Below are 25,888 nucleotides of genomic sequence, written 5' to 3'. Positions count from 1 at the left end.
TTAGTAAACTAATAAGTAAGAAAAAGTTGTTAACCGTCCCCAACTATTTTAGGATGTGAATAAAAATGATAGGTTTAATTGTAGGGACTTCAGAGGGGAAAAATATTCTTGCAGGACTGAATGGGTTTACAGAGGATATTTTCATCTCAACAGCTACGGCTTATGGCGCAGAGCTTTTGAAAGATTATAAATATAAAATTTTCAATGAAAAACCATTAGACCTTTCAGGGTTAATGAAAGTCATACGATTACATGATATTAAAATATTAATTGATGCATCTCACCCTTATGCTCTAGAAATTACTGAAAATGCAATGGAAGCATGTAAAATCTATGGGGTACAATATGTTAGATATGAGAGGCCATCAGTTGTGGAAAAGTTTAAGAAAAATAAAAATGTTATTGTGGTGGAGGATTACGATAGTCTATATACACAGCTTACAAAAGTAGAGGGAAATATTTTAAATACCACGGGTAGCAGAAATATAAATAAAATTCTAAGTTTTAATTTAAATAATAGGATAATACATAGGGTTTTACCTTCTGTTAAGGTTCTAGAAGAGATTTTAGAATTAGGAATAAGAGTTGAGGATATAGTGGCGATGAAGGGTCCTGTAGGCTATGAATTAAATTGTGGCTTTATTAAAGAATACAAGGCTAAGGCAATACTCATGAAGGATAGCGGAGTTCAAGGTGGGACTTACGACAAAATAAAAGCAGCTATAGATAATAATATACCAGCGTTTATAATAGGAAGAAAACCAATGGTATATTCACAGGTGTTTTATAGTGAAATAGAACTTATAAAATATATATCGGAATTAACGATGTGAAAATTAGTTTATACAAACCCCTTTAGTTTAATATTAGCTAAAGGGGTTTATAATTATGTATTATTTAAATTCATTAACTGTCTCACATACCTGTATGCATACATTTGTAGTTATTTGTACAAACTAATTAAAATGATTGTGGATGTATCACTATTGATACACATATATTATAGTGATATAATATTGATATTATGTAATGTAGGAGGATTTAATTTGAATAAAATAGCGTTGATTACAGACACTACAAGTGATTTAAGTAAAGAAACAATAGAGAAATATAACATAAATGTATTACCCTTTAGGATTATCTATTCTGATAGAGAATATTTGGATAATATAGATATATCGCCACAAGAAGTTTACGATAATATGAAAACAGAAGTACCTACATCCTCTTTGCCATCAATGAAGGATATGGAAGAACTGTTTTTGAAATTAGAAGAAGAAGGATACACTCATGTTATAGCAATAACTTTATCTACTGGGTTATCAGGTATATTTAATGCTGTGAAGCTTACAAGTGAAAATCATCCAAGTATTATTACTCATGTATGTGATTCACAATCTATAGCCCTAGGCGAAGGGTTAATAGTAGCGGAATGTGGAAAGCTGATACAAGAAGGAAAGAGTTTTGAAGAAATTGTTGAAGCTATTCCGTCTATTAAAAAAAGAATCCATCTATACTTTGTAGTAGGGACTTTAGAGTACTTAAAAAAAGGTGGAAGAATAGGGAAAGTTGCAGGCACAATAGCTGAGCTTTTAAACATTAAACCTATAATTTCGTTTGATGATGAAGGTAAGTATTGTACATGTGAAAAGGTAAGGGGTAGAAAGCAATCTCTTAATAAACTTGTAGAACTTACAAATAGCATTTTAGATAAAAAGAAGTGTAGGGTTTATATATTACACGGTGATGCATTAGAAGAGTCTAAAAAAGTAATGGAAAGTATAAGTCTCCATCCAAATGCTATTTCCGTAGAATTAGGAGGATATATAAGTCCTGTATCAGGGGTTCATAGTGGACCAGGTTTGGTAGGAATGGTTTGTATAGAGGAACCTTAAATAAAAATGGATGATATAGTGAATAAAGAAAGTGAGATAGACATTAGGGTGCAGGAAAAGAGGTTGTATGTTGAATACAAGAAAAAACTTTTACAGCTTCGAAAAGTTCAAAAGGAAAAAGAAGCTGTAGGTCAAGTATTCACAAAAGGGTTACTACCTTTGTACGTGCTATACATTCTAAGTTTAGGCGAAACTAATGGAAACGATATATCTCATAAAATTGGTGATAGAACAAATGGTCTTTGGATTCCTAGTACAGGCGGAATATATCCTCTTTTAAAAAAAATAGAAAAAGAAAAATTGATTATTGGGGAATGGAGTAATTCCAAGAAAGCACAGAAAATTTATAAAATCACGGTGGAAGGTAGAAGGCAGCTAGAAAATAAAAAATACCTACTACAAGATAAAATAGAAGAGGCTTTAGAAGTATTTAAAATTATTTATAGTGATTTATACAATTAAATATTATAACAAAAGAAGCTGCAGGTGAACTCACCCAAAGGGTGTATTATCACCTGCAGCTTCTTTTGAATTTCACTAACTCAAAGCTTAAGCTTTAAGTCTCCTTGACTAATCCACCCTTTCTTCCTCATAATTTCTGAGAAGAGTAGAGTTAAAACAGCAGGGGCTATAAAGTGTAGAAGTAATATTTTTAAAACTATCACCGAAGTAGGTTGGCTCCCCTGCATAGCGGCAAGGGTTCCAAACTGACCTACAAGACCGCTAGTACCCATACCTGCACCTAGAGAGTTGTTTTTCATGGAGAAAACCGTAGTAGCAAGAGGGCCGAGTATTGCACCGGCAAGTGTTGGAGGTATCCAAACCTGGGGACGTCTTATTATGTTAGGTACTTGTAGCATAGAGGTACCTAGTCCTTGAGATACTAAACCACTTATCTTATTTTCTCTATAACTAGAAACAGCAAAACCTATCATTTGAGCACTGCAACCAACAGTGGCAGCACCGGCTGCAAGGCCAGACATTTTTAGTGAAATTGCTATGGCAGCACTACTAATTGGAGCAGTAAGCGCTAAACCCATTAAAGTAGATACAGCAATACCCATTGGAATAGGCATAAGAGTTGTAGCAGAATTTATGACTGCACCAATATTCGTCATAAGAACTGAGATATAAGGGCCAACAAACTTACCGGATATACTTCCAGTAACAATAGTAACAATGGGAACTATAACAATATCAATCTTAGTTTTTCCAGACACAAAGTTGCCAAGTTCTGCACCTATTACTGCAGCAATGAAAGATCCTACTGGGCCACCACCCATATACATATATCCAAAAGCACCAGTAGCAGCGCAGGAGAACATAGTAAGTGGGGTAACTTTTAAGCCCCAAGCTATAGCTACACCAATAGCTGCGCCAACTACGGGGGATTTAGCTGAAATGATTTCTGCAAACTCTTTAAGGAACTCTAGTGCAGGTATTTTTGATAATTGACTTAGTATTAGTCCAATAATTAATGAAGCAAATAGACCTAATGCCATCGCACTCAAGGCATCTAAAAAATATCGTTTAAAGCCTTTTTTTACAACGATTTTGAATTTTTCCATGAGTTTTCCTCCTAATAAAATATATACTTTGTTAAGTTATGAATATAAAGGATGTTTATAATATTATGCACATTAACTGTTATTTAACTCAGGTGCACATGTATATACTAGTGTATATACATGTGCACCTGACAACATTATAACATCTTATTATAAACACATCAATAAGATATACAAAAAAAATGACAAGCCTAATATATAGTGAATTATTAGTACCGCAATATTCATTATAGGGTATTTTATATCTATTAATCAGATTGATCCATACATTACCATTATGGCGTTAGCGCCTTTGCCTTCTATTTTAGGTATAGTTGAGGTTCTATGGAAGCTATCAGTACTGTGGCTAACACCGCTTACATTGGTTTCCGGAGTATCACTTTGGATAGCAATGAAAATCAAAGGAGATTATGCGGTAGCTGCGATTGTATCAATTTGGTCAATGGTAATTTTATATATGTGCATCGATAAGAAATTTGTAAATACCATTATGCAACTTGATACTGTTGCATATATGGTTATATTATCAATCAGTACATTAATGTTAGTACTACAGCTTAAAGCTTTACAAAGCAGATATAATAATATTTTTGAGAGGGGAAATCAAATTGAAATTAGTGCTTGAAAACATATCAAAACAGTACAAAAACAAATATGCGGTTAAAAATCTAAAGGTTGAACTAACCCCAGGAGTGTATGGACTTCTTGGTCCTAATGGTTCGGGGAAGACAACACTTATGAGAATAATGACGGATATTTTAAATCCAACAGGAGGAAGAGTTATTCTTAATGGTGAGGATATTAAGGTAATGGGAGATAGGTATCGGGATATTCTGGGATATTTACCACAAAACTTTGGTATATATAAAGATTTTACTGCCCATAGGTTTCTTATGTACATTTCAGCCTTGAAGGGACTTGATACACGTTCTGCCCCAAAAAGGGTTGACGAACTGCTTGAACTTGTTAATTTGAAGGCAGTTAGTAAAAAAAAGCTGGGAACATTTTCAGGTGGAATGAAACAAAGAATAGGAATAGCACAGGCATTACTAAATGATCCTAAAATTCTTATATTGGATGAACCTACCACAGGACTTGATCCAAAGGAGCGGATAAGATTCAGAAATTTGATATCAGATATGTCAAAGGAAGTACTTCTGCTTAAAGATGGAGAGCTTATTGAAAAAGATTCTATCGATAATATTCTAAAGAATATGGAAAACAAAGTATGGAGCGCTATAGTTGAGGAAAATATGCTAAATGAGCTTAACAAGGATTTTAAAGTAGGCAATATAATGAGAAAAGAAAAAGGCATTGAAGTAAGAATAATAAGCGATGAAAAACCGTTACCTAAAGCGAAAGTTGAAGTTCCAAGACTAGAGGATTTATACATGTATTACTTTGAGGAGGAACAAACTGATGAGCAAGCTATTTAATTTAATAAAGCATGAGCTTTATAAAATTTTTTATAAGAAAAGTGTTTTAATTTCCTTGGCAGTGTTTGTAACAATTCTAATATTAAGTACAATATTGACAGGTGGTGGGAATAAAGCGATAGAGGCTAAAAATCTAGTCAAAGAATATTATAAAACTGGTGGTAATGTAACAAAACTTAGTCAAATTACGCAAAAAGAAAAAGAGGGATTATCAATCTATACAAATATCTTTAACTTAGAGGAATATAAAACAAATAATGCTGAAAATGTTGCTGAATTGCAAGATAAGTTAAATGGAATGAAGGCCAGTGGCATCACTGGATATGAGTACAAATCAAAGGTTATGGAACTTAATATGTATAAAAAAGTAAATAAAGATGCAAAGCCTTATTACTTAGGTCTTTGGGGGGATATTAATCTTATAGGTACAAGTAGCATTATTGTTGGTTTATTACTACTTTTATGTTTGGGGCTTTCAGGAGTATTTTCAGAAGAATATTCGAGTGGTATGGATGCACTTATATTAAGCAGCAAGTATGGTAAAAAAACTATAATTACTGCAAAACTCATTGCTTCATGTATCTATTCTTCTTCTATTGCTTTAATATTTGGAATTATACCGATTATATCATCTGTTTTATGCTATGGAAATATAGACGGTTTTGATAGCCCAATGCAAGTTTTGGGAATGTATTCTTTTAGCCCATATCATCTAAATGTATCTGAGGTATATTTATTGCAGTTCTTGATGATGTTTATAGGGATATTAGCCTTTGGGTTATTGATTTTAATGTTTTCCTCACGTATAAGGAATCTACTGGTAACGTTCTTCGTTAGTTTTGCAGCAATTATAATGCCTTTATATCTTGCTGGAAATATGGTGATTGAGCATTCTATACTTGGACTTATAAATTCATATTGCTTTTTTATAAGTCCTTCTGATTCATTACAAATGGTTAATACCTATAATATATTTGGGACACCTGTGATAAATATAGTCGCTTGTGGTATCGCTTTAATAATATTTTCTATGATTTCTATATATATTACAAAGCACTCTTTTAGAAAACATGAAGTTGTTAATTAAATTACAGTTTTTGAAGTATAGATGGAGGTGAGTTTATGGATTTAGTAAGACATGAATTATATAAAATTTTTTCGAAAAAGATAGTAATTATTGGAATAGTGATACTTGCAGGTTTCATTGTATTAATAGCTTCGCAGCTTTCTAATGTAAATAATACATTTAAAAAATATAATAATGCAATTAATACTGGTAAAAGTACAATAATGGTAAGTAATATGGAGCAGGAGATATTATATAGCACAATTTCTCGTCCTAACATATTGTGGTCAAATCACAAAGAGAAGCTTACTAAACTAAAAAATGAAATAACAAAAATTCAAAAAGTAAAGGGGATTAGTAGTTATACTTATAGGAAAAAGAACCTAGAATATAATTACCTTAAAAAGATAGGATCACCAGAAACCATCAGTTACCATAGTATATGGCCGGCTATTCTTAGAAAAAATGATATATATTGCTTTATTGCGTTTCTTATTATACTTGGAATATCTCCTATATTTTCTGAGGAATATTCAACTGGTGTTGATGCTCTAATACTAAGTAGTAAAAAAGGAAGAAATACTATAGTAAGAGCAAAAATATTAGCGGCGGTAGTATATATCATTGTTATTGCAGGTTTTGCATGTACACTTCAGACAATTTTCGATATAAGTATGCTGGGTAATTATAGCGGTGTTGCATTCCCTTTAAGCATGTTTGGACATTTTGTTCTTCAATTTCTAACTAATCTTACTGCGGGTATAGCTCTTGGTTTATTCATTTTAGTTATTTCTGCAAAAGCTAAAAATTTGCTTATTCCGGCATTCACTGGAATTGCAGCTGTTGTAGCTATAAATGTAATTGAAATTATTCAAAGTATTCTTCCAGAGTGGCTAAAGAATTTAACAGATTTTTATTATATAAGATACATTTATTCGAATTATTTGTATAAAGACTTTAAAGCGTTTAATATACTGGGATATCCTGTATTATATCCTTACCTAGCATTCTTTGTAATGTTAGTAGCATCAATAAGTTGTATATTAATGACTAAGCGCTTATTTATTAATCATAATGTTTCAGATTAAGAAATTTGGAGGATAAATATGAGAAAAATATATTTGTTGTTAGCATTATCTATAGTTTTAATGCTCTCAGGTTGCAATGCAAAAAATAATGCTGTAACTACTGCATTACAAAGCTCTAATAGTGAAAATACTCCTACTTCTAAAAGTGGGACTTATATTGTGAGGCATCCTCCTACACCCGGAGAAAATATTGGTGGTCTTAATGTAATAACAGGTCACAAATCAAAGTTCTTAGGAGATGCGAAAAATTTTAACGGTTATCTTGATTTACGGTATAGTGACTTAAGTAATGTCAATCTAAGTCAAAATAGTGAACAACTTAGTAATTGTTTTTTTAGTACTTATACTAAATGGCCTGAAAAAATGACAAAAGAATATAAGCCAGATACCATTTTGGAGCTTGGCAAAAATCAAGGATTAGGAATAAGAAAGCTTAATAATGAGGGTATAGATGGTAGAGGAATTAATATTGCAATAATAGACCAGCCCTTATTAGTTGATCATAAGCAATATAAAGATCAGATAAAATTTTATGATGAGATCAATTGTGGGGGAGAATCATCAATGCATGGGCCTGCAATGACTTCAATAGCTGTAGGTAAGTCAATAGGAGTTGCACCAAAAGCTAATCTTTATTATGTTGGTTGCTATAATTTTAATACTAAAGAAAATAATTCTAAAATAGATTACACGTTGGCGGAGGTAAAGGCAATTGATAAAATTGTAAAAATTAATAAAACTCTTTCTGAAAAAGATAAAATAAGAGTATTATCAATTTCATCTGTATGGGGTCCCAATAATAAAGGATATAAGGAAATGAATGAAGCTGTGAAAAGAGCCGAAAATGCTGGGATTTTCGTTATTTCTGCCAATATATTTGAAACTTCTAATTATAAGTTTTGGTATTATGGCGTTGATAGAGAACCTATGGCTGATCCAGAGAAACAATCCTCCTACGAACCTCATAAATGGAGTAATTGGATTTCTTTCGTAGAAAATATACCTGGTTTTGGTAAATATTATGAAGAAAAGTATAATGAATTAGCAACAAAAGAAATGCTATTAGTTCCAATGAGTTCAAAAACCTTTGCGATTCCAGAAGATGTCAATGGCTACAGTTTTGCTAGAATAGGTGGGTGGAGCTCGGTAGAACCTTATCTTGCTGGACTATATGCCCTGTCTTGCCAAGTGAAACCCAATATTACTCCCGATCTATTTTGGAGTACTGCACTGAAAACAGGTGATACTATGGAGATAAAGAATGAAGGTAAAGAAACCAAAACAGGCAAACTTATAAATCCAACAAAACTAATAGAGGCATTAAAGGATGATAAGTAAAATGTAGAATTATTGAGAAGAAAAGTCTATATGAAGGTATAAAATATAGAATAGCTTAAATCTATGTTCCAGGAAATCGAAAGCTTGAATCCATTCCAGCGCACCATAAAGTTCTAGGAATTTTTGCAAATCCTAGAACTTTAATTTTAATATTTTTTATCAAAAACACGCAATAACTAATCTTCGCGTAAATCTAAATAAGAACTACCATCAAGAGGAATTAGAGCTTGAAGGCCTGGAATATCGTTAGCTAATCCTACAGCATAAACAGTGTAAAAACGATTAGGTTTTAGTTTTATATTAGGGACGTATAAAGCAATAGTTTTGGTACCAGTAGGTCTAACTTCTAAAGTATAAGTTCCAACAGGAACTTCTATATAATCAGTAAATTGTTTGTACTTAATATTTTTAAATAGAATTTTACCGTCTGGTAATGCAACATCTACAGCACCAAGATTAGGTGATAAATGAGCAAATTTAATATAAGCATTGTTACTAGGATTTATAACTATAGGTTCTGGAACAGGTAGTAACTCAATGTTAGGTAATAGACCAATAACTGCAACTGTGTAAATTTTCTCAGGAGGAATAAAAATATTTTTATTAAGTACAGGTGTAGTTTTAGTACCTGTAGCATACAATTTTACATTGTAATTTCCAGCCATAACTTCTATATAATCTGTAAAAGCACCATAAGTAAGGTTTTTAAATTTTAACATATCATTAATATATACATCAACAGCTGGGGATTTAGGTGAAGCATGAAGAATCCTAAAATAAGAATTCTTAGGGGTAACTCTATATAGCGGATAAGGATCATTATAATTGTTTGGACAATAGAACATAAAAGGCTCCCTTCAAATATTTCTACTGTATTAATATATGAAGAACAATCCTAGAATGTTACTGAAATTAGCTGTAACTCGACTATCACATGGTAAAACTCGTATTATTGAATGAATCTGTTGAATAAATAGCCAACTAATAAATCCCGGAGAATTAACATCTTCCGGGATTTATTAGTATTGGTAATTATGTAGAAATTTTTAAATAAGCTTAGAAATTGTATGGATTCCTAAGTTTGGTTCACACTAAAGATATCTACAATTTAAAGAAAAACTGATTATTTTATGCTTCCAGCTGCAATAGATTTTATAATTTGTTTTTGTGCTAAAAAATAAAATATTATAACTGGAATAATTGCGAGAGTTAGTCCCGCAAGAGCTAAATTCCACTGTTTGGTATATTCACCAAAGAAAAAGAAAGTTCTTAATGGCAATGTTTGTGTTCCTGGTCTATTAATAACTAAGGATGGCAATAAAAAATCATTCCAAATCCAAACGGTATTTAAGATAGAAACTGTAACGGTTATTGGTTTTAACAAAGGAAATATTATATACCAAAAGGTTTGAAATTTGTTGCAACCATCTAACATGGAAGCTTCATCTAACTCCTTTGGGATTCCTTTTACAAAACCATGATACAGGAATATGGATAAGGCTGATCCAAAGCCAAGATACATAAATATGAGTCCACCCATATTCAATAATTTAAATTTACCCATAATTCTAACTAGGGGCAACATGATTGCTTGAAAAGGTATTAACATGGATGAAATAAATAACAAAAGAATAGCGTTGCTCAGTTTTGTTTTTGTCCGCTCTAACATCCAGCCCGCCATTGAAGCGAATATTGCAATAAAAATAACACCAGATATTGTTATTGTTAAAGAGTTAGTAATTGCATTTAAATAGTGCAACCTATCAAATGCTTCTTTATAATTATTTAAAGTGAATATTTCAGGAAAGGACAATACACTTGCAAATAATTCTTTTTTTGTTTTAAGGGAATTGATAATAATGATATAAAAAGGTGATAAAAATAATGCGCCTAAGGCAATACCAATAACTCCTAGAGCTAGTTTACCTACATTTAATTTTCTGGTTTTTTTTATCATGCTTCCACCTCATTTCTCTTAGAAAGATATACTTGTGTTAAAGTAACCGCACCAACTATTAGTAAAAATATAACAGCTTTTGCTTGCGCTACGCCCATTTGATTAAATTTGAATGCGGTGTTGTAAATATTCATAGAGAGCATCTGCGTTGAATTTGCAGGACCACCTGCAGTTAAGGATAAATTTTGGTCATAAAGTTTAAAGGAATTAGATAAAGTTAAAAATAAACTTACTGTAAAGGCAGGTCCTACTAGAGGGAATGTAATATTCTTTATTCTCTGCCATGCATTTGCACCATCAATCTCAGCTGCTTCCGTAAGCTCTGGTGGTATGTTTTGAAGAGCAGCTACATAAATAACCATTAAATATCCTGACATTTGCCATGACATTAAAATTACTAACCCATAAAATCCAGTAGTCCCATCCGATAACCATCCAAGTAACCATTGCTGATGGAAAATAGTTCCAAGTCTAGAAAAAACTTGTGTGAAAATAAACTGCCAAATAAATCCAAGTATAAGTCCTCCTATCAAGTTAGGCATAAAAAATATAGTTCTAAGTAGATTATTGCTTTTCATACCAGTTGTTACAAGTAAAGCGAGACCAAATCCAATACAATTTATTACAACAACTGAAACTATAGTAAATTTAGCTGTAAATAAGAATGAAGCAAGGAAAGTCTCATCCTTAAATGCAGACACGTAGTTTGCAAATCCAATCCAACTTATATCGGATGCAATTCCATTCCAGTCTGTAAAAGAATAGTAAACTCCAAAAAGCAATGGTATGATCATAACTATAGTGAATACAGCTAAAATTGGACCTACAAACATCCAAAATGACGCATTATTTTTTTTCATTACAGTATCTCCTTTCGTACATTAGCTTGATATTAATAAAATCCTGGAACAGATTTGAACTTTCCCAGGATTTTTAAATCTTAAATCATATTCATTATTTTTTTCTTGCTGCTGACCAGGTTGTTTTCATATTATCCGCTAATTTATCCCATGTGATGGTGCCAGCAATATATTTTTGAACGTCTGTTCCGAATTTTTCCATTCCCCAACCTGTAGGATATCCCATAAATACCCATGGTATTGTTTTTCCTTCGTTTACGTATCTAAGTACTTCTTTACCTAGTGCATCTGTTGGTTGTAATTTCTCACCGTCATAACCTTTGAAAGCTGGTATAAACTTAAAGTCTTTAATGATCATTTCTTTACCTCTGTCTGAAGTATATAACCAGTTTAAGAAGTCTGCAGCAGCTTTCTTAGCTCCATCATCTTTTGAACTGTTAATAGCCCAATACATAGGTACTCCAACTTGGATACAACCTTCTTTAACGCCATCTAAAGGCATTGGTAATATACCAATATTTTTGGATAATTCTGGATCGATACCATCTATTGATCCAAAAGCCCAGTTTCCTTGTTGAATTATTGCTACTTTACTCATAGAGAACATTTTTTCAACTTGAGTAGAATAGTCCACGCTGTTAATTGATTTATTAGTACCATCTGGCTTATAAGCATATTTAATTTGAAGATCTAATAGTTTCTTTAATGGCTCATTTTGTTTGAATGTTATTTCTTTTGCATTAAATGCATCTACAACTGTTGGAAATTCATTTGCAAAAGCAACGTTAGATAAATGCAATCCTGTTACCCAAGTTTCCTTGCCAGGTAAAGCAAATACTGCATCTAGCTTTAATTCTTTCTTCTTTGAATCCAACGTTTTCGATGCGGCTTTTAAATCTGCATATGTTTTGATTTTTGAAGCATCAATTCCTGCTTTTGTGAATATTGTTTTATTGTAAATAAGTCCAGATCCTTCTTGGTTAAACGGCATACCATAAAGTTTACCATCCATCTTTACAGCATCTAAAGTTCCTGGGTAAGCTTGTGATACCCATGGTTCACTTGATAAATCTTGAAGTTTAGCTTTCCAGTCAAGGACATCTTGAGTTCCGCCAATATTGTATATTGTTGGTTCTTGTCCTGATGCAAATTTAGATTTTAATGCCGCACCGTAGTCTTCTCCACCACCAACTGTTTGTACATTAATTTTAACATTTTTATTTAATGCCATGTATTCTTTTGTAGCTTTTTCAAGAGCATCCTTAGCTTCAACTTTAAATTGGAATATGTCCACTACGACGTCCTTGCCTACCGCCTTTGAAGCAGCAGGATCTGTACTTTTACTACAACCAGACAACATACCTGTCATTATAGCAACTGTACATGCAACTGCTATAAGCTTTTTTGTGTTCTTCATTATTAAGCCCCCCCTATTTTCTAATTAAATCTTATCTATGCAATCGTTTGCTTAAACATTATAATAAACCATTTAGAGAATATTGTCAATATAGTAATTTTATTTTTTTCTTTCAGTATTTTAGTAAATACTAAAAGAGAAAATATAACATTTCTACTGATATTATTCTAATAAATTTTTTTGATATGTGACAGCCATTCCGTGGATATCAGTACATTGCTGAGCTTTTACTATAACTACCACTGGTGAAGTTCCAGGGCCCTATAACTATGGTATTTAAGAGAGCGTTCCAATATTTCAAGTATGGTCAATGAGGAGTGATTTTAGTAATTATAAGCCTAATTTTGTTAGCATTTAGTATCGTATTTATTAGAACTCAAAAATAAGAAGAGTAGAGGTGATTTGTATGAAAAATAATGAATTTTAGATTTAATGGAGAATTATGTTTGATTCTGAATTTATTGCACAAAATTATGATTTTATTGCAAAATTGCACATTCGTTGAAGATTGTTGATTTGTTTTTTTCTGTAGTTGTAGTAAATTACTTAGTAGACGTATGAATTAATTAACATTTAGGGGGATGAATATTTATGGGGAATTTTCGGAATATTAATACTTTAAAGCCAGAAGGCATTGAAAACAAAAAAGCATATTTAGTCGGAGGGGGTATAGCCTCTCTTGCGGCTGCTGCATACTTAATTCGAGATGGTCATATGGATGGTAAAAATATCACTATTTTAGAACAAGCACATATTATCGGTGGTAGTATGGATGGAGCTGGAAACGCAAAGGACGGTTACGTTGTTCGCGGTGGACGCGAAATGGAAGAACATTATGAGTGTTGTTGGGATTTATTTAGCGCGGTTCCTTCTCTAAGCGCCCCTAATCGAACTGTTTTGGACGAATTTCGAGAGCTAAATATGGCTGACCCTAACGAATCGACTTGTAGGTTACTTCATAACTGTGGTGAAAAGGCCGATTTTTCCTCTCTTGGATTAAACGATCTTCATATTAAGCAACTTACTATGCTTCTTCTTGCAACCGAAGAAAATTTGGGAGCCACAACTGTTGAGCAGTATTTTCACCCATCTTTTTTAGAAACTAATATGTGGTGCTTCTGGAGCTCTATGTTTGCATTTGAAAATTGGCACAGCGTTGTGGAAATGAAACGATATATGCAACGTTTTATGCACTTGCTTCCTGGAATGAGCCATATGAAAAACATTATGTTTCCAAAGTACAACCAGTATGAGTCTATGATTCTTCCTTTGGAAAAATGGTTGCAATCTAAAAATGTAGTCATTAACCTAAATGCACAGGTTACAGATTTGGATATTGATATAGAAACTGATAAAAAAACTGTTACGGCCATTCGACTGTTGCATAATGGCAAGGAAGAAATAATTCATACAACCGAGAATGATTTGGTATTTGTTACCAATGGATCTATGACAGAAAATTCTACGATTGGAAGTATGCACGAGCCTGCAACAATTAATCGTGGAACAGGAGGTTGCTGGGATCTATGGAAAAACATCGCTAAGAAAGATCCTTCATTTGGAAAACCAGAAGTTTTTTGTAGTGACATAGACAAAAGCAAATGGGAATCTTTTACTATAACTAGCGCGGATCCTAAAATAGCAGATCTTCTTAAGGAATTAACCGGTAATGACCCATATTCCGGGAAAACTGTTACAGGAGGTATTATAACTATCAAAGATTCAAGCTGGCTTTTGAGCGTAACTTGTAATAGACAGCCTCACTTTATTGACCAACCTAAAAATGTATTGGTACTATGGGCTTATGGTCTTTTCCCTGACAATGTTGGAGATTTTGTAAAAAAGAGAATGTGCGATTGCACTGGTGAAGAACTTGTAACGGAGCTTTTATACCATATGGGTAAGAAAGATGAAATACCAGAAATCCTTAAAAACGTTAATGTTATCCCTTGCATGATGCCTTATACAACCAGTCAGTTTATGCCACGTGTCAAGGGTGATCGTCCTGACGTTATTCCGAAAGGCAGCAACAATCTTGCCTTTTTAGGACAATTTGCAGAAGTTGCAGATGATTGTGTATTCACAGTTGAATATTCCATTCGTTCAGCTATGATGGCGGTTTATACGCTACTTAATCTTGAGAAAGAAGTACCGGATGTATATCCCACTAAATACGATGTTCGCGTGATTGCTGCGGCAACAAAGACATTATATAGTGGACGTCCTCTCCCCGCTGAGATGATTGTGAAAAAGCTTTTGAAAAACACAACACTTGAAGGGTTAATTTAAATATAAAAAAGAGAACAAGGAGAAATTTAATTCCTCCTTGTTCTTTTTTTTATAAATATTTTTATAATAACTACCACATACAATTTCTGACGTTTAAATAACTATACTATCAGTGACAGTATGGTTGGTAAAATTGTTTACTATTTTTGTATTTTGCATTTTAACAACGCTCTATGTATATCGCCACTTATTACATTATTGAGATCGGCGATAAGTTGTTCTGGATTTTTAACCATCCTTGCTCTTATCCAATCAAGCAATAACCCTACAAATGCAAATTTATAAAAATTAACTATAAATTCTTTTTTTTCTTCCCAAATTTTCATGTCCACGGCGATCTCATCAACAACATTAAAGACAAGAGTGTACACTGCATTGTATAAATGGGTTTCCAAATACTCACGCCCAACGGAATTATAGGTATTTAACACCATTTTATTATTTTGATCTAAATAGAGAAATATTTGCAAAAATCCCTGTTGCCATGTTTGATACGTTTTATTTTCTGCCATGACACTAGCAACTTCAGTTTCAAAAACCCACTCTAAAAGTGCATAGATATCTTGAAAGTGATAGTAGAATGTACGGCGATTTACTCCACAGTCGTTAACAATATCATTAATTGTAATTTTTGTTAATGGAGTAGTATTCATTAGTTTTTTCAATGATGATGCTAAAGCTTTTTTTGTGGTTTGAGACATACATTACAGCTCCTTTCCCTGCGCATTATATATATTATATTTATAATGAAGGAGTTAGTCAATGAGGTAGTAAGGAGCTGGATTTAGTTATATCCTACGGAATCATGTTCGTAGCCTAAAGAATATAAAATGATAAAACTTTTGGATGCAAGTATGATATATGTTATACTAAAAGTGAAAAATATTAATTTAGAGGTGATACTTATGGATCATAAAAGTACAGATATTGCTAAAATTTCTGTGAAAATGTCCCTATGTCCAAGAGCTAGTGAAGAAAAATTTATCGCAGCTTACAAAGAAAAAGGAATATTAGTTGCCGCAATAGATATTGGAGGTAATTTTTCTGCATTTACTACAAAGGTAATTGAAAGTGCTATTGTAGCCTCCAAAAGAGGTGGACTTATAAAGGAGTGTCATGTTCATGAGGGTGCTGTAGCTGGTGCTACTAAAGATGCTTTAGCCCAGGTTGCACCTAAAGCTAACGGATTAAATGTAGGTGGGAAAATGGGAATAGCGAGATCTGGTGAACATATAAGTGTATGTATATTTTTAAGTATAGGTTTGCTCCATTTGAATGAAGTTGTAATAGGACTTTCACATCGTTCTATACCTGATATTTATTAACTGAAATTTTATAATTTAAAAATCTAATATTTTAGAAATATATTGACAATTTGAAAAAAATGCTATAAGATTAATAAAAAATTTAACATAGAATGATAATGTAGTTAAGGTATTTTGTAGCATGTAGTATGGTAGCGTAGTAGGGTAGTATGGTAGTGTAATAATGGTAGGGATTAAGACGTAAATAAAGATAACTATAAAATTAATGACATTTCAGAAGGAAAGTCTCCAACTATTATAAGTGGGAGTTCTATACTATAACAAAGAAAAAATTCTTGCGGGAGTATAAAGCTCCTTCTGAAGTCATTAATATTGCAGCTCCGCAGGAGATGACTCCGCAGGAGATGATTTAATAGTAGCTTTTATTTTTATAATTAAATATTTTAGGAGGATGGTAGTATGGTAGCGAAAAAGAGATTATTATGTGTAATTGGCACGTTGTTTTTAGGTGCCTCAGTTTTAGCAGGTTGTTCGACTGCTAAAACAAAAAGTAAAGGTAATTCTGGTAAGGTGACAAGTATTGGAATAATTCAACTTGTAGAACATCCCGCACTAGACAAAGCTCACAAAGGATTTATAGATGCTCTTAGTTCTAAGGGGTTTATAGATGGTGAAAAAATAAAAATAGACTTTCAAAATGCTCAAGGCGATATTCCAACAGCTCAAACTATTGCAAGCAATTTCACTTCAACTAAAAAGGATTTAATATATGCTATAGCAACGCCTTGCGCACAGGCAGCATATAACAGTACTAAAAGTATTCCTATACTTATAACTGCTGTAAGTGATCCTGTAAAATCAGGTCTGGTAAAATCTCTAAACAAACCCGATACAAATGTTACAGGCACTAGTGATGAATTGCCTATGGATAAACAATTTCAGTTAATAAAAATACTAAAACCTAACTGTAAAAAGGTAGGTATATTATATAATACAAGTGAAGCAAATTCAGAAATTCAAGTAGAAATGGCAAAAAATCAAGGTTCAAAGATGAATTTAGAAATAATAGCTGTGGGGATTTCAAGTTCTAACGATATATCTCAAGCATTAGCTTCATTGCTTCCTAGAATTGATGTTTTATATACAACAACTGATAACTTAGTAGCATCTTCAATGCCCCTCATCAGCTTAAAATCCATTGAAAAAGGAATCCCTATAATAGGCGCTGAAAAAGCCCATGTAGATGCTGGTGCATTAGCTACAGAAGGTATAGACTACTATAAACTTGGTTTTGAGACAGGTCTTATGGCAGTAGATATCATAAATGGTAAAAAGCCAAATGATATGCCTATACAAACTTTAAAGGAATCAACACTTACCATAAATGAAGATACGGCAAGCAAACTTAAAATTACTATACCAAGTGATTTAGTGGCAAAAGCAGTGATAGTTAAGGGCGGTGCTAAGTAATGGATGGCCTTATTATAAACATACTAGAACAAGGATTTATTTTTGCAATAATGGCTATAGGAGTTTATATAACTTATAGAATATTAGATTTTCCCGATTTATCTGTAGATGGAACTTTTGCATTAGGCGCTGCAGTTACAGCAGCCGCATTAGTAAAAGGTGTAAATCCTTTTATATCACTAATTTTAGCTTTTATTTCAGGCATAATGGCCGGAGGAATTACTGGGATACTTCATGTGAAGCTTAAAATAACAAATTTACTTTCAGGTATTTTAGTTATGATAGGACTTTATTCTATAAATCTTAGGATAATGGGTAAAGCTAATGTGCCATTATTTTCACAAAGCACTATTTTTTCTAATGATATTTCTCCAGTAATCATAATTGCTTTATTTGCTATTTTAGCTAAGATAGTTTTAGATTTGTTTTTGAATACAAAACTAGGGTTTATATTAAGAGCTACAGGAGATAATTCTCAAATGGTAACTTCCTTAGGAATTGATATAGGGACTATCAAAATACTTGGTCTTATGCTTTCAAATGGTCTTGTAGCAGTTTCTGGTTCTATGATGGCTCAATATCAAAGATTTTCTGATGTAGGCATGGGAACTGGAATTATAGTTATGGGTCTAGCGTCTGTTATATTAGGAGAAGCTATTTTCAAAAAAACTTCATGGATGCTTCCAACGACTACTGCAATTTTAGGTTCAATATTATATAAAGGCAGTATATCTCTTGCTTTAAACTTAGGGTTACCTCCAACAGATTTAAAACTTATAACTTGTATAATTGTTATATTTGCTTTGTCCTTAAATGGGAGAAAGGTTAATTTAAGTTTTAAAATGTTAAAGAAATTTAAGTCAGGAGGTGTTCCAATTGCTTCAGATAAATAATCTTCAAAAGGTTTTTAACAAGGATACAATAAATGAAAAAGTTATATTTAATAATTTGAACCTTCATTTAAACAAGGGAGATTTTATTACTGTAATAGGTAGCAATGGTGCCGGCAAATCATCTCTATTAAATTTAATATCTGGTTCAATATTACCTGACAAGGGTTCTATTTGTTTAAATGGAAGAAATATCTCATCGCTTCCAGAACATAAAAGAACAAAATTTATAGGAAGGGTATTCCAAGATCCAACTTTAGGTACTTCTCCTTCTATGTCCATATTAGAAAATTTATCAATGGCTTATAATAAAGGGAGTAAATTTGGATTAACTCCTGGCATTAACAATAAAAATTTAGAATTATTTAAGGAATCATTATCCAGACTTTCTTTGGGTCTTGAAAATAACTTAAATAAAAAGGTTGGTTTATTATCAGGTGGTCAAAGACAAGCTTTGTCACTACTTATATCAACTATATCTAATCCTGATTTATTGCTTTTAGATGAGCATACCGCAGCCTTAGATCCAAAGACTTCTGAAAATATAATAAAATTAACTAAAAATACAGTTAGTGAAAAAAATATAACTACACTTATGATAACTCATAATTTAAATTATGCCATAGATATAGGAAATAGGCTGATAATGCTTCATGGTGGAGAAATAGTTTTAGATATCAGCGGAGAAGAAAAGAAAAGTTTGACTATACCCAAACTTTTAGACAGATTTAACAACAAAAATTCCAATGACTTTATAAGTGATGAAGTGGCTTTTTCATAAAATTTTAGCAAGGAACTAACTAAAATGTACCCTATAGAGTAGACAATTTTAAAAAAGTCTATCCTGCAGGGTAGTTTTAGTTATTTCCTATTTGTTTTTTTGGGAAACCATCCTTTTTTAACTCTTTCTTCTTGCTCTATAATTTCATGAATACTCCAAATGCATGAGAAACCAGCTACCCCTACTATAGCTGATAGTGTAGTATTTTTAATATACAAGGAGATAAGCACAAAAACAATTCCTAAAATTAAAAATACAGGCCATATTTTTTTACCAAAATAGTATTCTCCTTTAATTACTATAGGATGAAAAACTCCAATAATAAGAAAGGCAGCAATGCCAATAAAAATTCCATGAAAATTCATTATAAGACCTCCTAAGCATTCTGAATAGTGTTAACACTATTGTTGTTGTATATATAGTATCATATAAAAACATCTTCCTCACCTAATCCGTTTTTACTAACAAAAAATGTAATATTATTAATCCTTGACATATTATAATTAAAAATATAGAATTTAAGTGATAACATAATTTTATATTTTTAATTATGCACAATGAAGTGTATTAAATGAGCATTGAGGCTCCGTGGGAATTGATTCCTATGGCGCTTTTTTATTTAACGACAGTTTAGAAGGAAAGACTCCCACTTCTATAAGCGGGAACTACGTACTATAACAAATAGAAAACTTCAGTGGGTGTATAAATCTCCTTCTGAAGTCGTCAATGCAGCTTCCGCGAAGCTGTTTCAGCTCCGCAGGAGATGATTTAATTCTGAAAGGAGAATATTAATGGAAAGTTTTAACATTAAAACGCAGATATATTTTGGAGACGGTTCATTAGAAAGATTAAATCAACTTGATTGTAAAAGGGCATTTATAGTTACAGACCCTTTTATGGTAAAGTCAGGTGCCATAAACAAGATTACTGATGAAGTTTCGAAGGGTGACATTCAGTATATGGTATTTTCAGATATTGTACCAGACCCACCAATCGAAGTTGTGGTAAAAGGTATAGAGGTTATGATGAAATTTAATCCAGAAGTAGTAATAGCTCTAGGTGGAGGTTCTGCTATAGATGCAGCAAAAGCAATATGTTCTTTTAGTTCTAAGATACATGATCGTATGGATCGTGGCGTTAATAATAAAAAAATTAAATTTATAGCTATACCTACAACTAGTGGCACAGGTTCAGAGGTTACAAGTTTTTCTGTGATTACAGATAAAAGTAAGAATATAAAATATCCTTTAGTATCAGATGAACTACTACCTGACGAAGCTATATTAGATGCAGAACTTGTTACAACTGTGCCAAATTTTATAACAGGAGATACAGGAATGGATGTACTAACCCATGCTATAGAAGCTTATGTATCTACTAAAGCAACAGATTATACAGATGCATTAGCAGAAAAATCTATAAAATTGGTTTTTGAAAATTTAATGAGAGCTTATAAGAATGGTAATGATTTAGACGCAAGAAAAAAAATGCACAATGCTTCTTGTATAGCAGGGATAGCTTTTAATAATGCATCACTAGGGTTAAATCATGGAATGGCACATATTGTTGGTGGAAGATTTCATGTGTCTCATGGAAAAACTAATGCTATATTACTGCCATATGTAATAGAATACAATGCAGATTTAAAAGGTTTTAATTCAAATGATTATACAAAGGCTGCTAAAAGATATTCAGAAATATCCAAAATATTAGGATTGCCATCATCAAATGTTAGACAAGGGGTAAAAAGTCTAATAGCAGCTATAAATAAGCTTTTAAATGAATTAAATATGCCTACATCGCTAAAAGAAACAGGGATAAAGGCAGATGATTTTAAAAAAGAAGTTTCACAAATGGCCCTAATAGCTATAGAGGATAGATGTACTGAAACGAATCCACGAGTACCTAATATAGAGGAAATAATAGCTTTATTTGAAAGGGTTTTTGATAAAAAATAATAGGTCACATTGATATAAATAGCACGGAAAAATTAACAATATTAAAAACGTTTTCCATATTAATTTTTCATATTGACAAATTAGAATAAAGAGTATAATATTTAAGCATAGGTACACAATGGCGTGTACATTTTAAAGAAGGCAATGAGGCTTGTTAAAAATATAATTATATTTTTAGTGAGCCTATTTTTTTATAAAAATTCAAAGAAGTGGTGATACTATGGAAGAGAAACAAAGAGTAATACAAGAATATGTTCCTGGCAAGCAAGTTACATTAGCCCACTTAATTGCAAACCCCAACAAAGATCTATATAAAAAGCTAGGACTTACAGCAGATCATAAGGATGCCTTAGGTATACTTACTATAACACCTAGCGAGGCCTCTATTATAGCAGCAGACGTGGCAACAAAGTCGGCAGATGTATCTATTGGATTTGTGGATAGATTTAGTGGATCAGTGGTTATAGTTGGTGATGTAGGCAGTGTAGAGTCAGCACTTACTGAAGTTATTAAGGTTCTTAGTAATGTACTCGATTTTTCTGAATGTAAGATAACCAGATCTTAGAGGTGGTATATGAAAACCTTAATGTTAATTGGAAAAACAAATTGTGGCAAAACTACTTTGACTCAAGCAATAAACGAAGAAGATTTACATTATAAGAAAACTCAGACAGTTGAAATTATCGACGGAATTATAGATACTCCTGGTGAGTACATTGAAAACAGATCTTATTATAGAGCTCTTATAGTTACTTCTGCAGATAGTGATGTAATCGCTATGATTCACGATTGTACGCAGGAAGATAGTATTTTCCCGCCAAGCTTTGCTAGTATATTTGCAAAGCCTATTATTGGAATTATTACAAAAACAGATTTGTGCTGTGATGAAAACAAGTTAAAAGCAGCAGAAGAAGTTCTAGTAAGCGCAGGAGTAGAAAGAATTTTTAGAATAAGTGCTTTTGATAAATCTGGTTTAGAAAATTTAAAGGATTATATTATGAATTAAACTTTTTAAAAATCTATTTTTATTTTATGAGGTGAAGTATGAATAAAAAAATAGTAATAGCCGATGATGAGCCTATTACAAGAATGGATTTAAAAGAAATACTAGAAGCGGCAGGATACGATGTTGTAGGAGAAGCTTCAGATGGATTTGATGCAGTATCATTGTGTAGAAAACATTCACCAGATTTAGTGCTTATGGATATAAAGATGCCTCTTCTTGATGGATTAAATGCAGCTAAAATAATTCAAAATGAAAATTTGGCCAGTGGGATAGTTCTGCTAACTGCTTATAGTGGCAAAGAGTTTGTAGAAAAAGCTATCAAAGTAGGGGCTATAGGATACATAGTTAAGCCTATAGATGAAAAATCACTTATTCCAACTTTGGAGGTAGCTATATCCAAGAGCGCAGAAATAAAAAAAATGAAAATAGAAATTGAAAAAGGTTGTAGTAAGCTAGAAGAAAGAAAAATTATTGAAAAAGCTAAAGGCTTATTGATTCAAAGAGATAAAATTACTGAGCAAGATGCTTATGACCAGATTAGAACACTTAGTATGAATAAAAGATGTTCAATGGGAGATATAGCTGAGGCTATAATAATGAGTTATGAACAGTAAAAAAATATATGAACTATGTAGAATGTACACTAATTTAGATGAAGATGACATTTTAAAAATACAGCAAATGTCATCTTGTATTAAATATTTTGCCGACATTTTAAATGCAGATGTTTTTATAGATTGTCCAACTAGAGAAGCTGATGAAGCTATAGTAATAGCTGAGGCAAAACCTATTAATAGACCTTCGATGTATCAAAATACTGTAGTAGGAGAACTAGCATTAAGAGATAATGAGCCTGCTGTGCTTAGAACATTAGATCTTGGAATAACAACCAAAGACTTGAAGGCTGTAACTCAAGAACATATAAATGTACGACAAACGGTGTCACCTATAGAGAATAACGGCAAAATTATAGGGGTTCTAATAGTAGAGAATGACATAACAGAAAAAATAAAAAAAAAAAAACATATGGAAATGCTAGAACAAGGCTACGAGGAGTTAGCTAATACTTTAGTATCTTCTACAGAAAATGAAAATAACATAGCTGATCACTTAGATGAAGCTATTATTATCTTTGATGAAGAAGGAGTAGTTAGGTTTAAAAATCCTATTGCTGATTTACTATATAAAAAGCTTGGCTACAAGGACAGCCTACTAGGCATGGATTATGATAATTTAGCCTTAGATGATATTAATTTTACGGAGGTAATGAATTTTCCTAATTCTAATGAATGTGAAGTGCATTTAGGAAAACTGTTTTTAAAAGTTAAGAGGATAATATTAACTGATAAAAAATTAAAACTTGTTACCATGATTAGGGATATAACAATGATGAAGGAAAAAGAGAAGGAATTAATTTTAAAATCTGTAGCTATTAAAGAAATTCACCATAGAGTGAAAAATAATCTACAGACTATAGCAAGTTTATTAAGACTTCAAGCAAGAAGAAGTGATAACCAGCAGACTAAAGATGCATTAAATGAAAGCATGAATAGAATTTTAAGTATAGCAGCTACCCATGAGATATTATCGCAAGAAGGTCTGGATGAAGTAAGTATACAAGAAGTTATTTCTAATATTAAAGATAACGCTATAAGATATTTTAATGCAACTAATAAAAATATTAAAGTGAATTTAATTGGAGGTAATTTTAAAGTAAGTTCTGATAAAGCGACTTCAATAGCTCTTGTAGTAAATGAATTACTTCATAATTCTATGCAATATGCTTTTGTAGATAAACCTTCAGGTAATATAGATATTGTAATCGAAAAAAGTGAAATATATTCTACCATTGTAATAGTTGACAATGGTACAGGATTTGATATTAATAAGGTTAGAAAAAATAGTTTAGGACTTAGTATAGTAAAGACTATAGTTAAGGATAAGCTAAATGGAGATATTAATATAGCAACAGATTCAGAAGGAACTAGAGTGGTATTTGATTTCAAAAATTAATATGGATAATGGAAACACAAGGGCGTGTTTTTAAGATAAGCGATGAGGCTTAAAGTTATTTTTTAAAATGACTTTAAGCCTTTTTTTGTTCTTTAAACTGTGTTTCTGAAAATTTATAAGGCATTTGAAAAGAGGAATTAATATGAGAGAAGAAATTATAAGTGTTGGTATAGACATTGGGACTTCAACAACACAGCTTGTATTTAGCAAGATAATTATAGAAAATTTGGCCTCAAATTTCTCTATACCTAGAATATCCATTGTGGATAAGGAAATTATATATAGAAGTGAAATATACTTCACACCACTTAAATCACAAAAGGAGATAGATGGTGAAAAGGTTCGCGAAATAGTAAAAAGAGAGTACCTTGCAGCAGGAATAGCGCCCTCAGATGTTATAACTGGGGCGGTTATAATAACAGGTGAAACTGCTAGAAAGCAAAATGCTAACGATGTTTTGCAAAAATTAAGTGGACTTGCAGGAGAGTTTGTTGTAGCTACTGCAGGACCTGATTTAGAATCAATAATCTCAGCAAAAGGTGCAGGAGCAGATAAAATTTCTGAGGATGAAGAGTCTACTGTAGTTAACTTGGATATTGGTGGAGGAACTACTAATATAGCAGTCTTCAAAGAAGGAAAACTTTTAGATACAGGATGTTTAGATATAGGTGGAAGACTTATTAAAATTGATAAGTCTTCGGGCAAAGTTCTATATATTGCGGAGAAGATAAAGGAATTAGCTAAGTTAAATCATGTTTCTATAGAAGAGGGGCAGAAGTCAACCTTTGAGGCTTTGAATATTATAGTCGATGAAATGGTTAAACTTTTAGAGGAAAGTGTGAATATAAGAGAAAAGAGCAGCTTCTATGAAAGAATACTTACCAATAAGGGAATTAGAAGCGATATAGCAATAGATTATATTACCTTTTCTGGAGGAGTTGCTGATTATGTTTGCAATCTGGAACCTGAAGAAATGTTTAAGTATGGAGATATAGGTATATTACTTGGTCAAGCTATTAGTAAGTCAAAGTTATGTACTAAAATTGTGGTTAAAAAATCTATAGAGACCATAAGGGCTACGGTGGTAGGAGCTGGTTCTCACACCACAGAAATTAGCGGCAGTACAATAACATATACAGAGGATAAGTTTCCTATTAAAAACCTTCCAATACTAAAACTTTCAGAGGATGAAGAAAATTCAGGTTATGAAAACATGGTTAAGGTTATAAAGGAAAAACTTAAATGGTTTACTTTAGAGAATGAGCTTCAACCCGTGGCTATAGCCATAAAAGGAAAGTTGAATCCTAGCTTTGTAGAGGTGCAAAAACTAGCGGAGACTTTGCTTTTGGGAATGGAAGAGATTTTGAAAGGTGATTTTCCAACTGTTTTAGTAGTTGAAAATGATATAGCTAAAGTCTTGGGACAAACTTTATATAGACAGCTTAATTTCAAAAAAGAAGTTGTGTGTATTGACACTATAAACGTAGAAAATGGCGATTACATAGACATAGGTAAACCTCTAGCAAATGGTAGGGTTGTACCAGTAATAATTAAAACACTAATATTTAATTCATAAAAAATAAGAGGGGTG

26 protein-coding genes are annotated in these 25,888 nt (G+C 32.2%); 19 read left to right on the top strand and 7 right to left on the bottom strand.

The window, feature by feature from the left end; translation table 11 throughout:
- Window positions 1-65 precede the first annotated feature (65 nt).
- From ACWJKP_RS16515 to ACWJKP_RS16505, 3 genes are all read left to right on the top strand, one after another.
- Entirely contained in the window at window positions 66-833 is a 768-nt protein-coding gene (locus ACWJKP_RS16515) for a cobalt-precorrin-6A reductase (protein ID WP_165411548.1), read from the top strand.
- Between the two features lie 213 nt (window positions 834-1,046).
- Entirely contained in the window at window positions 1,047-1,895 is an 849-nt protein-coding gene (locus ACWJKP_RS16510) for a DegV family protein (RefSeq protein WP_165411549.1), read from the top strand.
- A gap of 6 nt (window positions 1,896-1,901) precedes the next feature.
- The gene (locus ACWJKP_RS16505) at window positions 1,902-2,357 is read left to right on the top strand and encodes a PadR family transcriptional regulator (protein ID WP_165411550.1); all 456 of its coding nucleotides are present in this window, start codon (window positions 1,902-1,904) and stop codon (window positions 2,355-2,357) included.
- An 80-nt stretch (window positions 2,358-2,437) separates the two neighbouring features.
- Here ACWJKP_RS16505 and ACWJKP_RS16500 read toward each other — a convergent pair whose 3' ends face one another.
- Window positions 2,438-3,463 (bottom strand): PTS transporter subunit IIC, encoded by a 1,026-nt coding sequence (locus tag ACWJKP_RS16500; RefSeq protein WP_165411551.1) that lies wholly within the window; start codon window positions 3,461-3,463, stop codon window positions 2,438-2,440.
- A gap of 292 nt (window positions 3,464-3,755) precedes the next feature.
- Between ACWJKP_RS16500 and ACWJKP_RS16495 the strand changes: the two genes are divergently transcribed.
- Genes ACWJKP_RS16495 through ACWJKP_RS16475 form a run of 5 tightly spaced genes read left to right on the top strand, consistent with a single transcriptional unit; the run spans window position 3,756 to window position 8,391 of the window.
- Window positions 3,756-4,088: a hypothetical protein gene (locus tag ACWJKP_RS16495; RefSeq protein WP_165411552.1), complete on the top strand. Its 333-nt coding sequence runs from the start codon at window positions 3,756-3,758 to the stop codon at window positions 4,086-4,088.
- Window positions 4,081-4,899, top strand: coding sequence for an ATP-binding cassette domain-containing protein (locus ACWJKP_RS16490; protein ID WP_462961688.1), 819 nt, complete (start codon window positions 4,081-4,083; stop codon window positions 4,897-4,899). Before ACWJKP_RS16495 ends, ACWJKP_RS16490 begins: the two co-directional genes overlap by 8 nt.
- A complete protein-coding gene (locus ACWJKP_RS16485; protein ID WP_165411554.1) occupies window positions 4,883-5,986 on the top strand; it encodes an ABC transporter permease subunit in 1,104 nt (367 codons plus the stop codon). The genes ACWJKP_RS16490 and ACWJKP_RS16485 overlap by 17 nt, the downstream gene beginning before the upstream one ends.
- A gap of 35 nt (window positions 5,987-6,021) precedes the next feature.
- Window positions 6,022-7,053 carry an ABC transporter permease subunit gene (locus ACWJKP_RS16480; RefSeq protein WP_165411555.1) on the top strand — a complete coding sequence of 344 codons (1,032 nt, stop codon included), beginning with the start codon at window positions 6,022-6,024 and terminating at the stop codon, window positions 7,051-7,053.
- Window positions 7,054-7,071: 18 nt separating this feature from the next.
- Window positions 7,072-8,391 carry a S8/S53 family peptidase gene (locus tag ACWJKP_RS16475; protein ID WP_165411556.1) on the top strand — a complete coding sequence of 440 codons (1,320 nt, stop codon included), beginning with the start codon at window positions 7,072-7,074 and terminating at the stop codon, window positions 8,389-8,391.
- Window positions 8,392-8,567: 176 nt separating this feature from the next.
- Here ACWJKP_RS16475 and ACWJKP_RS16470 read toward each other — a convergent pair whose 3' ends face one another.
- The 4 genes from ACWJKP_RS16470 to ACWJKP_RS16455 form a co-directional block, all read right to left on the bottom strand.
- Entirely contained in the window at window positions 8,568-9,236 is a 669-nt protein-coding gene (locus tag ACWJKP_RS16470) for a DUF4397 domain-containing protein (RefSeq protein ID WP_165411557.1), read from the bottom strand.
- A 278-nt stretch (window positions 9,237-9,514) separates the two neighbouring features.
- Window positions 9,515-10,348: a carbohydrate ABC transporter permease gene (locus ACWJKP_RS16465; protein WP_165411558.1), complete on the bottom strand. Its 834-nt coding sequence runs from the start codon at window positions 10,346-10,348 to the stop codon at window positions 9,515-9,517.
- Window positions 10,345-11,208 carry a carbohydrate ABC transporter permease gene (locus tag ACWJKP_RS16460; RefSeq protein ID WP_165411559.1) on the bottom strand — a complete coding sequence of 288 codons (864 nt, stop codon included), beginning with the start codon at window positions 11,206-11,208 and terminating at the stop codon, window positions 10,345-10,347. The genes ACWJKP_RS16465 and ACWJKP_RS16460 overlap by 4 nt, the downstream gene beginning before the upstream one ends.
- Window positions 11,209-11,302: 94 nt before the next feature.
- Window positions 11,303-12,625, bottom strand: coding sequence for an ABC transporter substrate-binding protein (locus tag ACWJKP_RS16455; protein WP_165411560.1), 1,323 nt, complete (start codon window positions 12,623-12,625; stop codon window positions 11,303-11,305).
- Between the two features lie 591 nt (window positions 12,626-13,216).
- On the opposite strand from ACWJKP_RS16455, the gene ACWJKP_RS16450 reads away from it, so the two are divergent.
- The gene (locus tag ACWJKP_RS16450) at window positions 13,217-14,914 is read left to right on the top strand and encodes an oleate hydratase (RefSeq protein ID WP_165411561.1); all 1,698 of its coding nucleotides are present in this window, start codon (window positions 13,217-13,219) and stop codon (window positions 14,912-14,914) included.
- A 140-nt stretch (window positions 14,915-15,054) separates the two neighbouring features.
- Here ACWJKP_RS16450 and ACWJKP_RS16445 read toward each other — a convergent pair whose 3' ends face one another.
- Window positions 15,055-15,615 (bottom strand): TetR/AcrR family transcriptional regulator C-terminal domain-containing protein, encoded by a 561-nt coding sequence (locus ACWJKP_RS16445; RefSeq protein WP_165411562.1) that lies wholly within the window; start codon window positions 15,613-15,615, stop codon window positions 15,055-15,057.
- Between the two features lie 204 nt (window positions 15,616-15,819).
- Between ACWJKP_RS16445 and ACWJKP_RS16440 the strand changes: the two genes are divergently transcribed.
- The 4 genes from ACWJKP_RS16440 to ACWJKP_RS16425 all read left to right on the top strand — a co-directional run bounded on the left by ACWJKP_RS16440 (window position 15,820) and on the right by ACWJKP_RS16425 (window position 19,320).
- Window positions 15,820-16,239, top strand: coding sequence for a HutP family protein (locus ACWJKP_RS16440; protein ID WP_165411619.1), 420 nt, complete (start codon window positions 15,820-15,822; stop codon window positions 16,237-16,239).
- A gap of 399 nt (window positions 16,240-16,638) precedes the next feature.
- The gene (locus ACWJKP_RS16435; protein ID WP_165411563.1) at window positions 16,639-17,649 is read left to right on the top strand and encodes an ABC transporter substrate-binding protein; all 1,011 of its coding nucleotides are present in this window, start codon (window positions 16,639-16,641) and stop codon (window positions 17,647-17,649) included.
- Complete coding sequence (locus ACWJKP_RS16430) at window positions 17,649-18,542, top strand: ABC transporter permease (protein ID WP_165411564.1); 894 nt, start codon at window positions 17,649-17,651, stop codon at window positions 18,540-18,542. The genes ACWJKP_RS16435 and ACWJKP_RS16430 overlap by 1 nt, the downstream gene beginning before the upstream one ends.
- The gene (locus tag ACWJKP_RS16425) at window positions 18,526-19,320 is read left to right on the top strand and encodes an ABC transporter ATP-binding protein (RefSeq protein ID WP_165411565.1); all 795 of its coding nucleotides are present in this window, start codon (window positions 18,526-18,528) and stop codon (window positions 19,318-19,320) included. Before ACWJKP_RS16430 ends, ACWJKP_RS16425 begins: the two co-directional genes overlap by 17 nt.
- Window positions 19,321-19,400: 80 nt before the next feature.
- Here ACWJKP_RS16425 and ACWJKP_RS16420 read toward each other — a convergent pair whose 3' ends face one another.
- A complete protein-coding gene (locus ACWJKP_RS16420) occupies window positions 19,401-19,685 on the bottom strand; it encodes a DUF4491 family protein (RefSeq protein WP_165411566.1) in 285 nt (94 codons plus the stop codon).
- A 426-nt stretch (window positions 19,686-20,111) separates the two neighbouring features.
- Between ACWJKP_RS16420 and ACWJKP_RS16415 the strand changes: the two genes are divergently transcribed.
- The 6 genes from ACWJKP_RS16415 to eutA all read left to right on the top strand — a co-directional run bounded on the left by ACWJKP_RS16415 (window position 20,112) and on the right by eutA (window position 25,873).
- Window positions 20,112-21,278 carry a 1-propanol dehydrogenase PduQ gene (locus tag ACWJKP_RS16415; protein ID WP_165411567.1) on the top strand — a complete coding sequence of 389 codons (1,167 nt, stop codon included), beginning with the start codon at window positions 20,112-20,114 and terminating at the stop codon, window positions 21,276-21,278.
- A 220-nt stretch (window positions 21,279-21,498) separates the two neighbouring features.
- A complete protein-coding gene (gene eutS, locus ACWJKP_RS16410) occupies window positions 21,499-21,843 on the top strand; it encodes an ethanolamine utilization microcompartment protein EutS (RefSeq protein ID WP_165411568.1) in 345 nt (114 codons plus the stop codon).
- Window positions 21,844-21,852: 9 nt separating this feature from the next.
- Window positions 21,853-22,284, top strand: coding sequence for a EutP/PduV family microcompartment system protein (locus ACWJKP_RS16405; RefSeq protein ID WP_165411569.1), 432 nt, complete (start codon window positions 21,853-21,855; stop codon window positions 22,282-22,284).
- A 38-nt stretch (window positions 22,285-22,322) separates the two neighbouring features.
- A complete protein-coding gene (locus ACWJKP_RS16400) occupies window positions 22,323-22,898 on the top strand; it encodes an ANTAR domain-containing response regulator (protein ID WP_165411570.1) in 576 nt (191 codons plus the stop codon).
- Complete coding sequence (locus tag ACWJKP_RS16395) at window positions 22,888-24,297, top strand: sensor histidine kinase (protein WP_165411571.1); 1,410 nt, start codon at window positions 22,888-22,890, stop codon at window positions 24,295-24,297. Before ACWJKP_RS16400 ends, ACWJKP_RS16395 begins: the two co-directional genes overlap by 11 nt.
- A gap of 142 nt (window positions 24,298-24,439) precedes the next feature.
- Window positions 24,440-25,873: an ethanolamine ammonia-lyase reactivating factor EutA gene (eutA, locus tag ACWJKP_RS16390; protein WP_165411572.1), complete on the top strand. Its 1,434-nt coding sequence runs from the start codon at window positions 24,440-24,442 to the stop codon at window positions 25,871-25,873.
- Window positions 25,874-25,888: the final 15 nt, after the last annotated feature.

The organism is Clostridium sp. CM037 (assembly GCF_055081095.1).
The sequence above is the reverse complement of the archived record's forward strand: the minus strand, read 5'-3'. Positions and strand labels throughout refer to the sequence as shown.

Excerpts from the sequence above, each read along its gene's own strand:
- ACWJKP_RS16440 (WP_165411619.1), top strand. The coding sequence starts at position 15,820 with ATGGATCATAAAAGTACAGATATTGCTAAAATTTCTGTGAAAATGTCC.
- ACWJKP_RS16480 (WP_165411555.1), top strand. The coding sequence starts at position 6,022 with ATGGATTTAGTAAGACATGAATTATATAAAATTTTTTCGAAAAAGATA.
- ACWJKP_RS16475 (WP_165411556.1), top strand. The coding sequence starts at position 7,072 with ATGAGAAAAATATATTTGTTGTTAGCATTATCTATAGTTTTAATGCTC.
- ACWJKP_RS16405 (WP_165411569.1), top strand. The coding sequence starts at position 21,853 with ATGAAAACCTTAATGTTAATTGGAAAAACAAATTGTGGCAAAACTACT.
- ACWJKP_RS16465 (WP_165411558.1), bottom strand. The coding sequence starts at position 10,348 with ATGATAAAAAAAACCAGAAAATTAAATGTAGGTAAACTAGCTCTAGGA.
- ACWJKP_RS16415 (WP_165411567.1), top strand. The coding sequence starts at position 20,112 with ATGGAAAGTTTTAACATTAAAACGCAGATATATTTTGGAGACGGTTCA.
- ACWJKP_RS16515 (WP_165411548.1), top strand. The coding sequence starts at position 66 with ATGATAGGTTTAATTGTAGGGACTTCAGAGGGGAAAAATATTCTTGCA.
- eutS (WP_165411568.1), top strand. The coding sequence starts at position 21,499 with ATGGAAGAGAAACAAAGAGTAATACAAGAATATGTTCCTGGCAAGCAA.
- ACWJKP_RS16430 (WP_165411564.1), top strand. The coding sequence starts at position 17,649 with ATGGATGGCCTTATTATAAACATACTAGAACAAGGATTTATTTTTGCA.
- ACWJKP_RS16435 (WP_165411563.1), top strand. The coding sequence starts at position 16,639 with ATGGTAGCGAAAAAGAGATTATTATGTGTAATTGGCACGTTGTTTTTA.
- ACWJKP_RS16420 (WP_165411566.1), bottom strand. The coding sequence starts at position 19,685 with ATGAATTTTCATGGAATTTTTATTGGCATTGCTGCCTTTCTTATTATT.
- ACWJKP_RS16400 (WP_165411570.1), top strand. The coding sequence starts at position 22,323 with ATGAATAAAAAAATAGTAATAGCCGATGATGAGCCTATTACAAGAATG.
- ACWJKP_RS16500 (WP_165411551.1), bottom strand. The coding sequence starts at position 3,463 with ATGGAAAAATTCAAAATCGTTGTAAAAAAAGGCTTTAAACGATATTTT.
- ACWJKP_RS16460 (WP_165411559.1), bottom strand. The coding sequence starts at position 11,208 with ATGAAAAAAAATAATGCGTCATTTTGGATGTTTGTAGGTCCAATTTTA.
- ACWJKP_RS16450 (WP_165411561.1), top strand. The coding sequence starts at position 13,217 with ATGGGGAATTTTCGGAATATTAATACTTTAAAGCCAGAAGGCATTGAA.
- ACWJKP_RS16505 (WP_165411550.1), top strand. The coding sequence starts at position 1,902 with ATGGATGATATAGTGAATAAAGAAAGTGAGATAGACATTAGGGTGCAG.
- ACWJKP_RS16445 (WP_165411562.1), bottom strand. The coding sequence starts at position 15,615 with ATGTCTCAAACCACAAAAAAAGCTTTAGCATCATCATTGAAAAAACTA.
- ACWJKP_RS16485 (WP_165411554.1), top strand. The coding sequence starts at position 4,883 with ATGAGCAAGCTATTTAATTTAATAAAGCATGAGCTTTATAAAATTTTT.
- ACWJKP_RS16455 (WP_165411560.1), bottom strand. The coding sequence starts at position 12,625 with ATGAAGAACACAAAAAAGCTTATAGCAGTTGCATGTACAGTTGCTATA.
- eutA (WP_165411572.1), top strand. The coding sequence starts at position 24,440 with ATGAGAGAAGAAATTATAAGTGTTGGTATAGACATTGGGACTTCAACA.
- ACWJKP_RS16395 (WP_165411571.1), top strand. The coding sequence starts at position 22,888 with ATGAACAGTAAAAAAATATATGAACTATGTAGAATGTACACTAATTTA.
- ACWJKP_RS16470 (WP_165411557.1), bottom strand. The coding sequence starts at position 9,236 with ATGTTCTATTGTCCAAACAATTATAATGATCCTTATCCGCTATATAGA.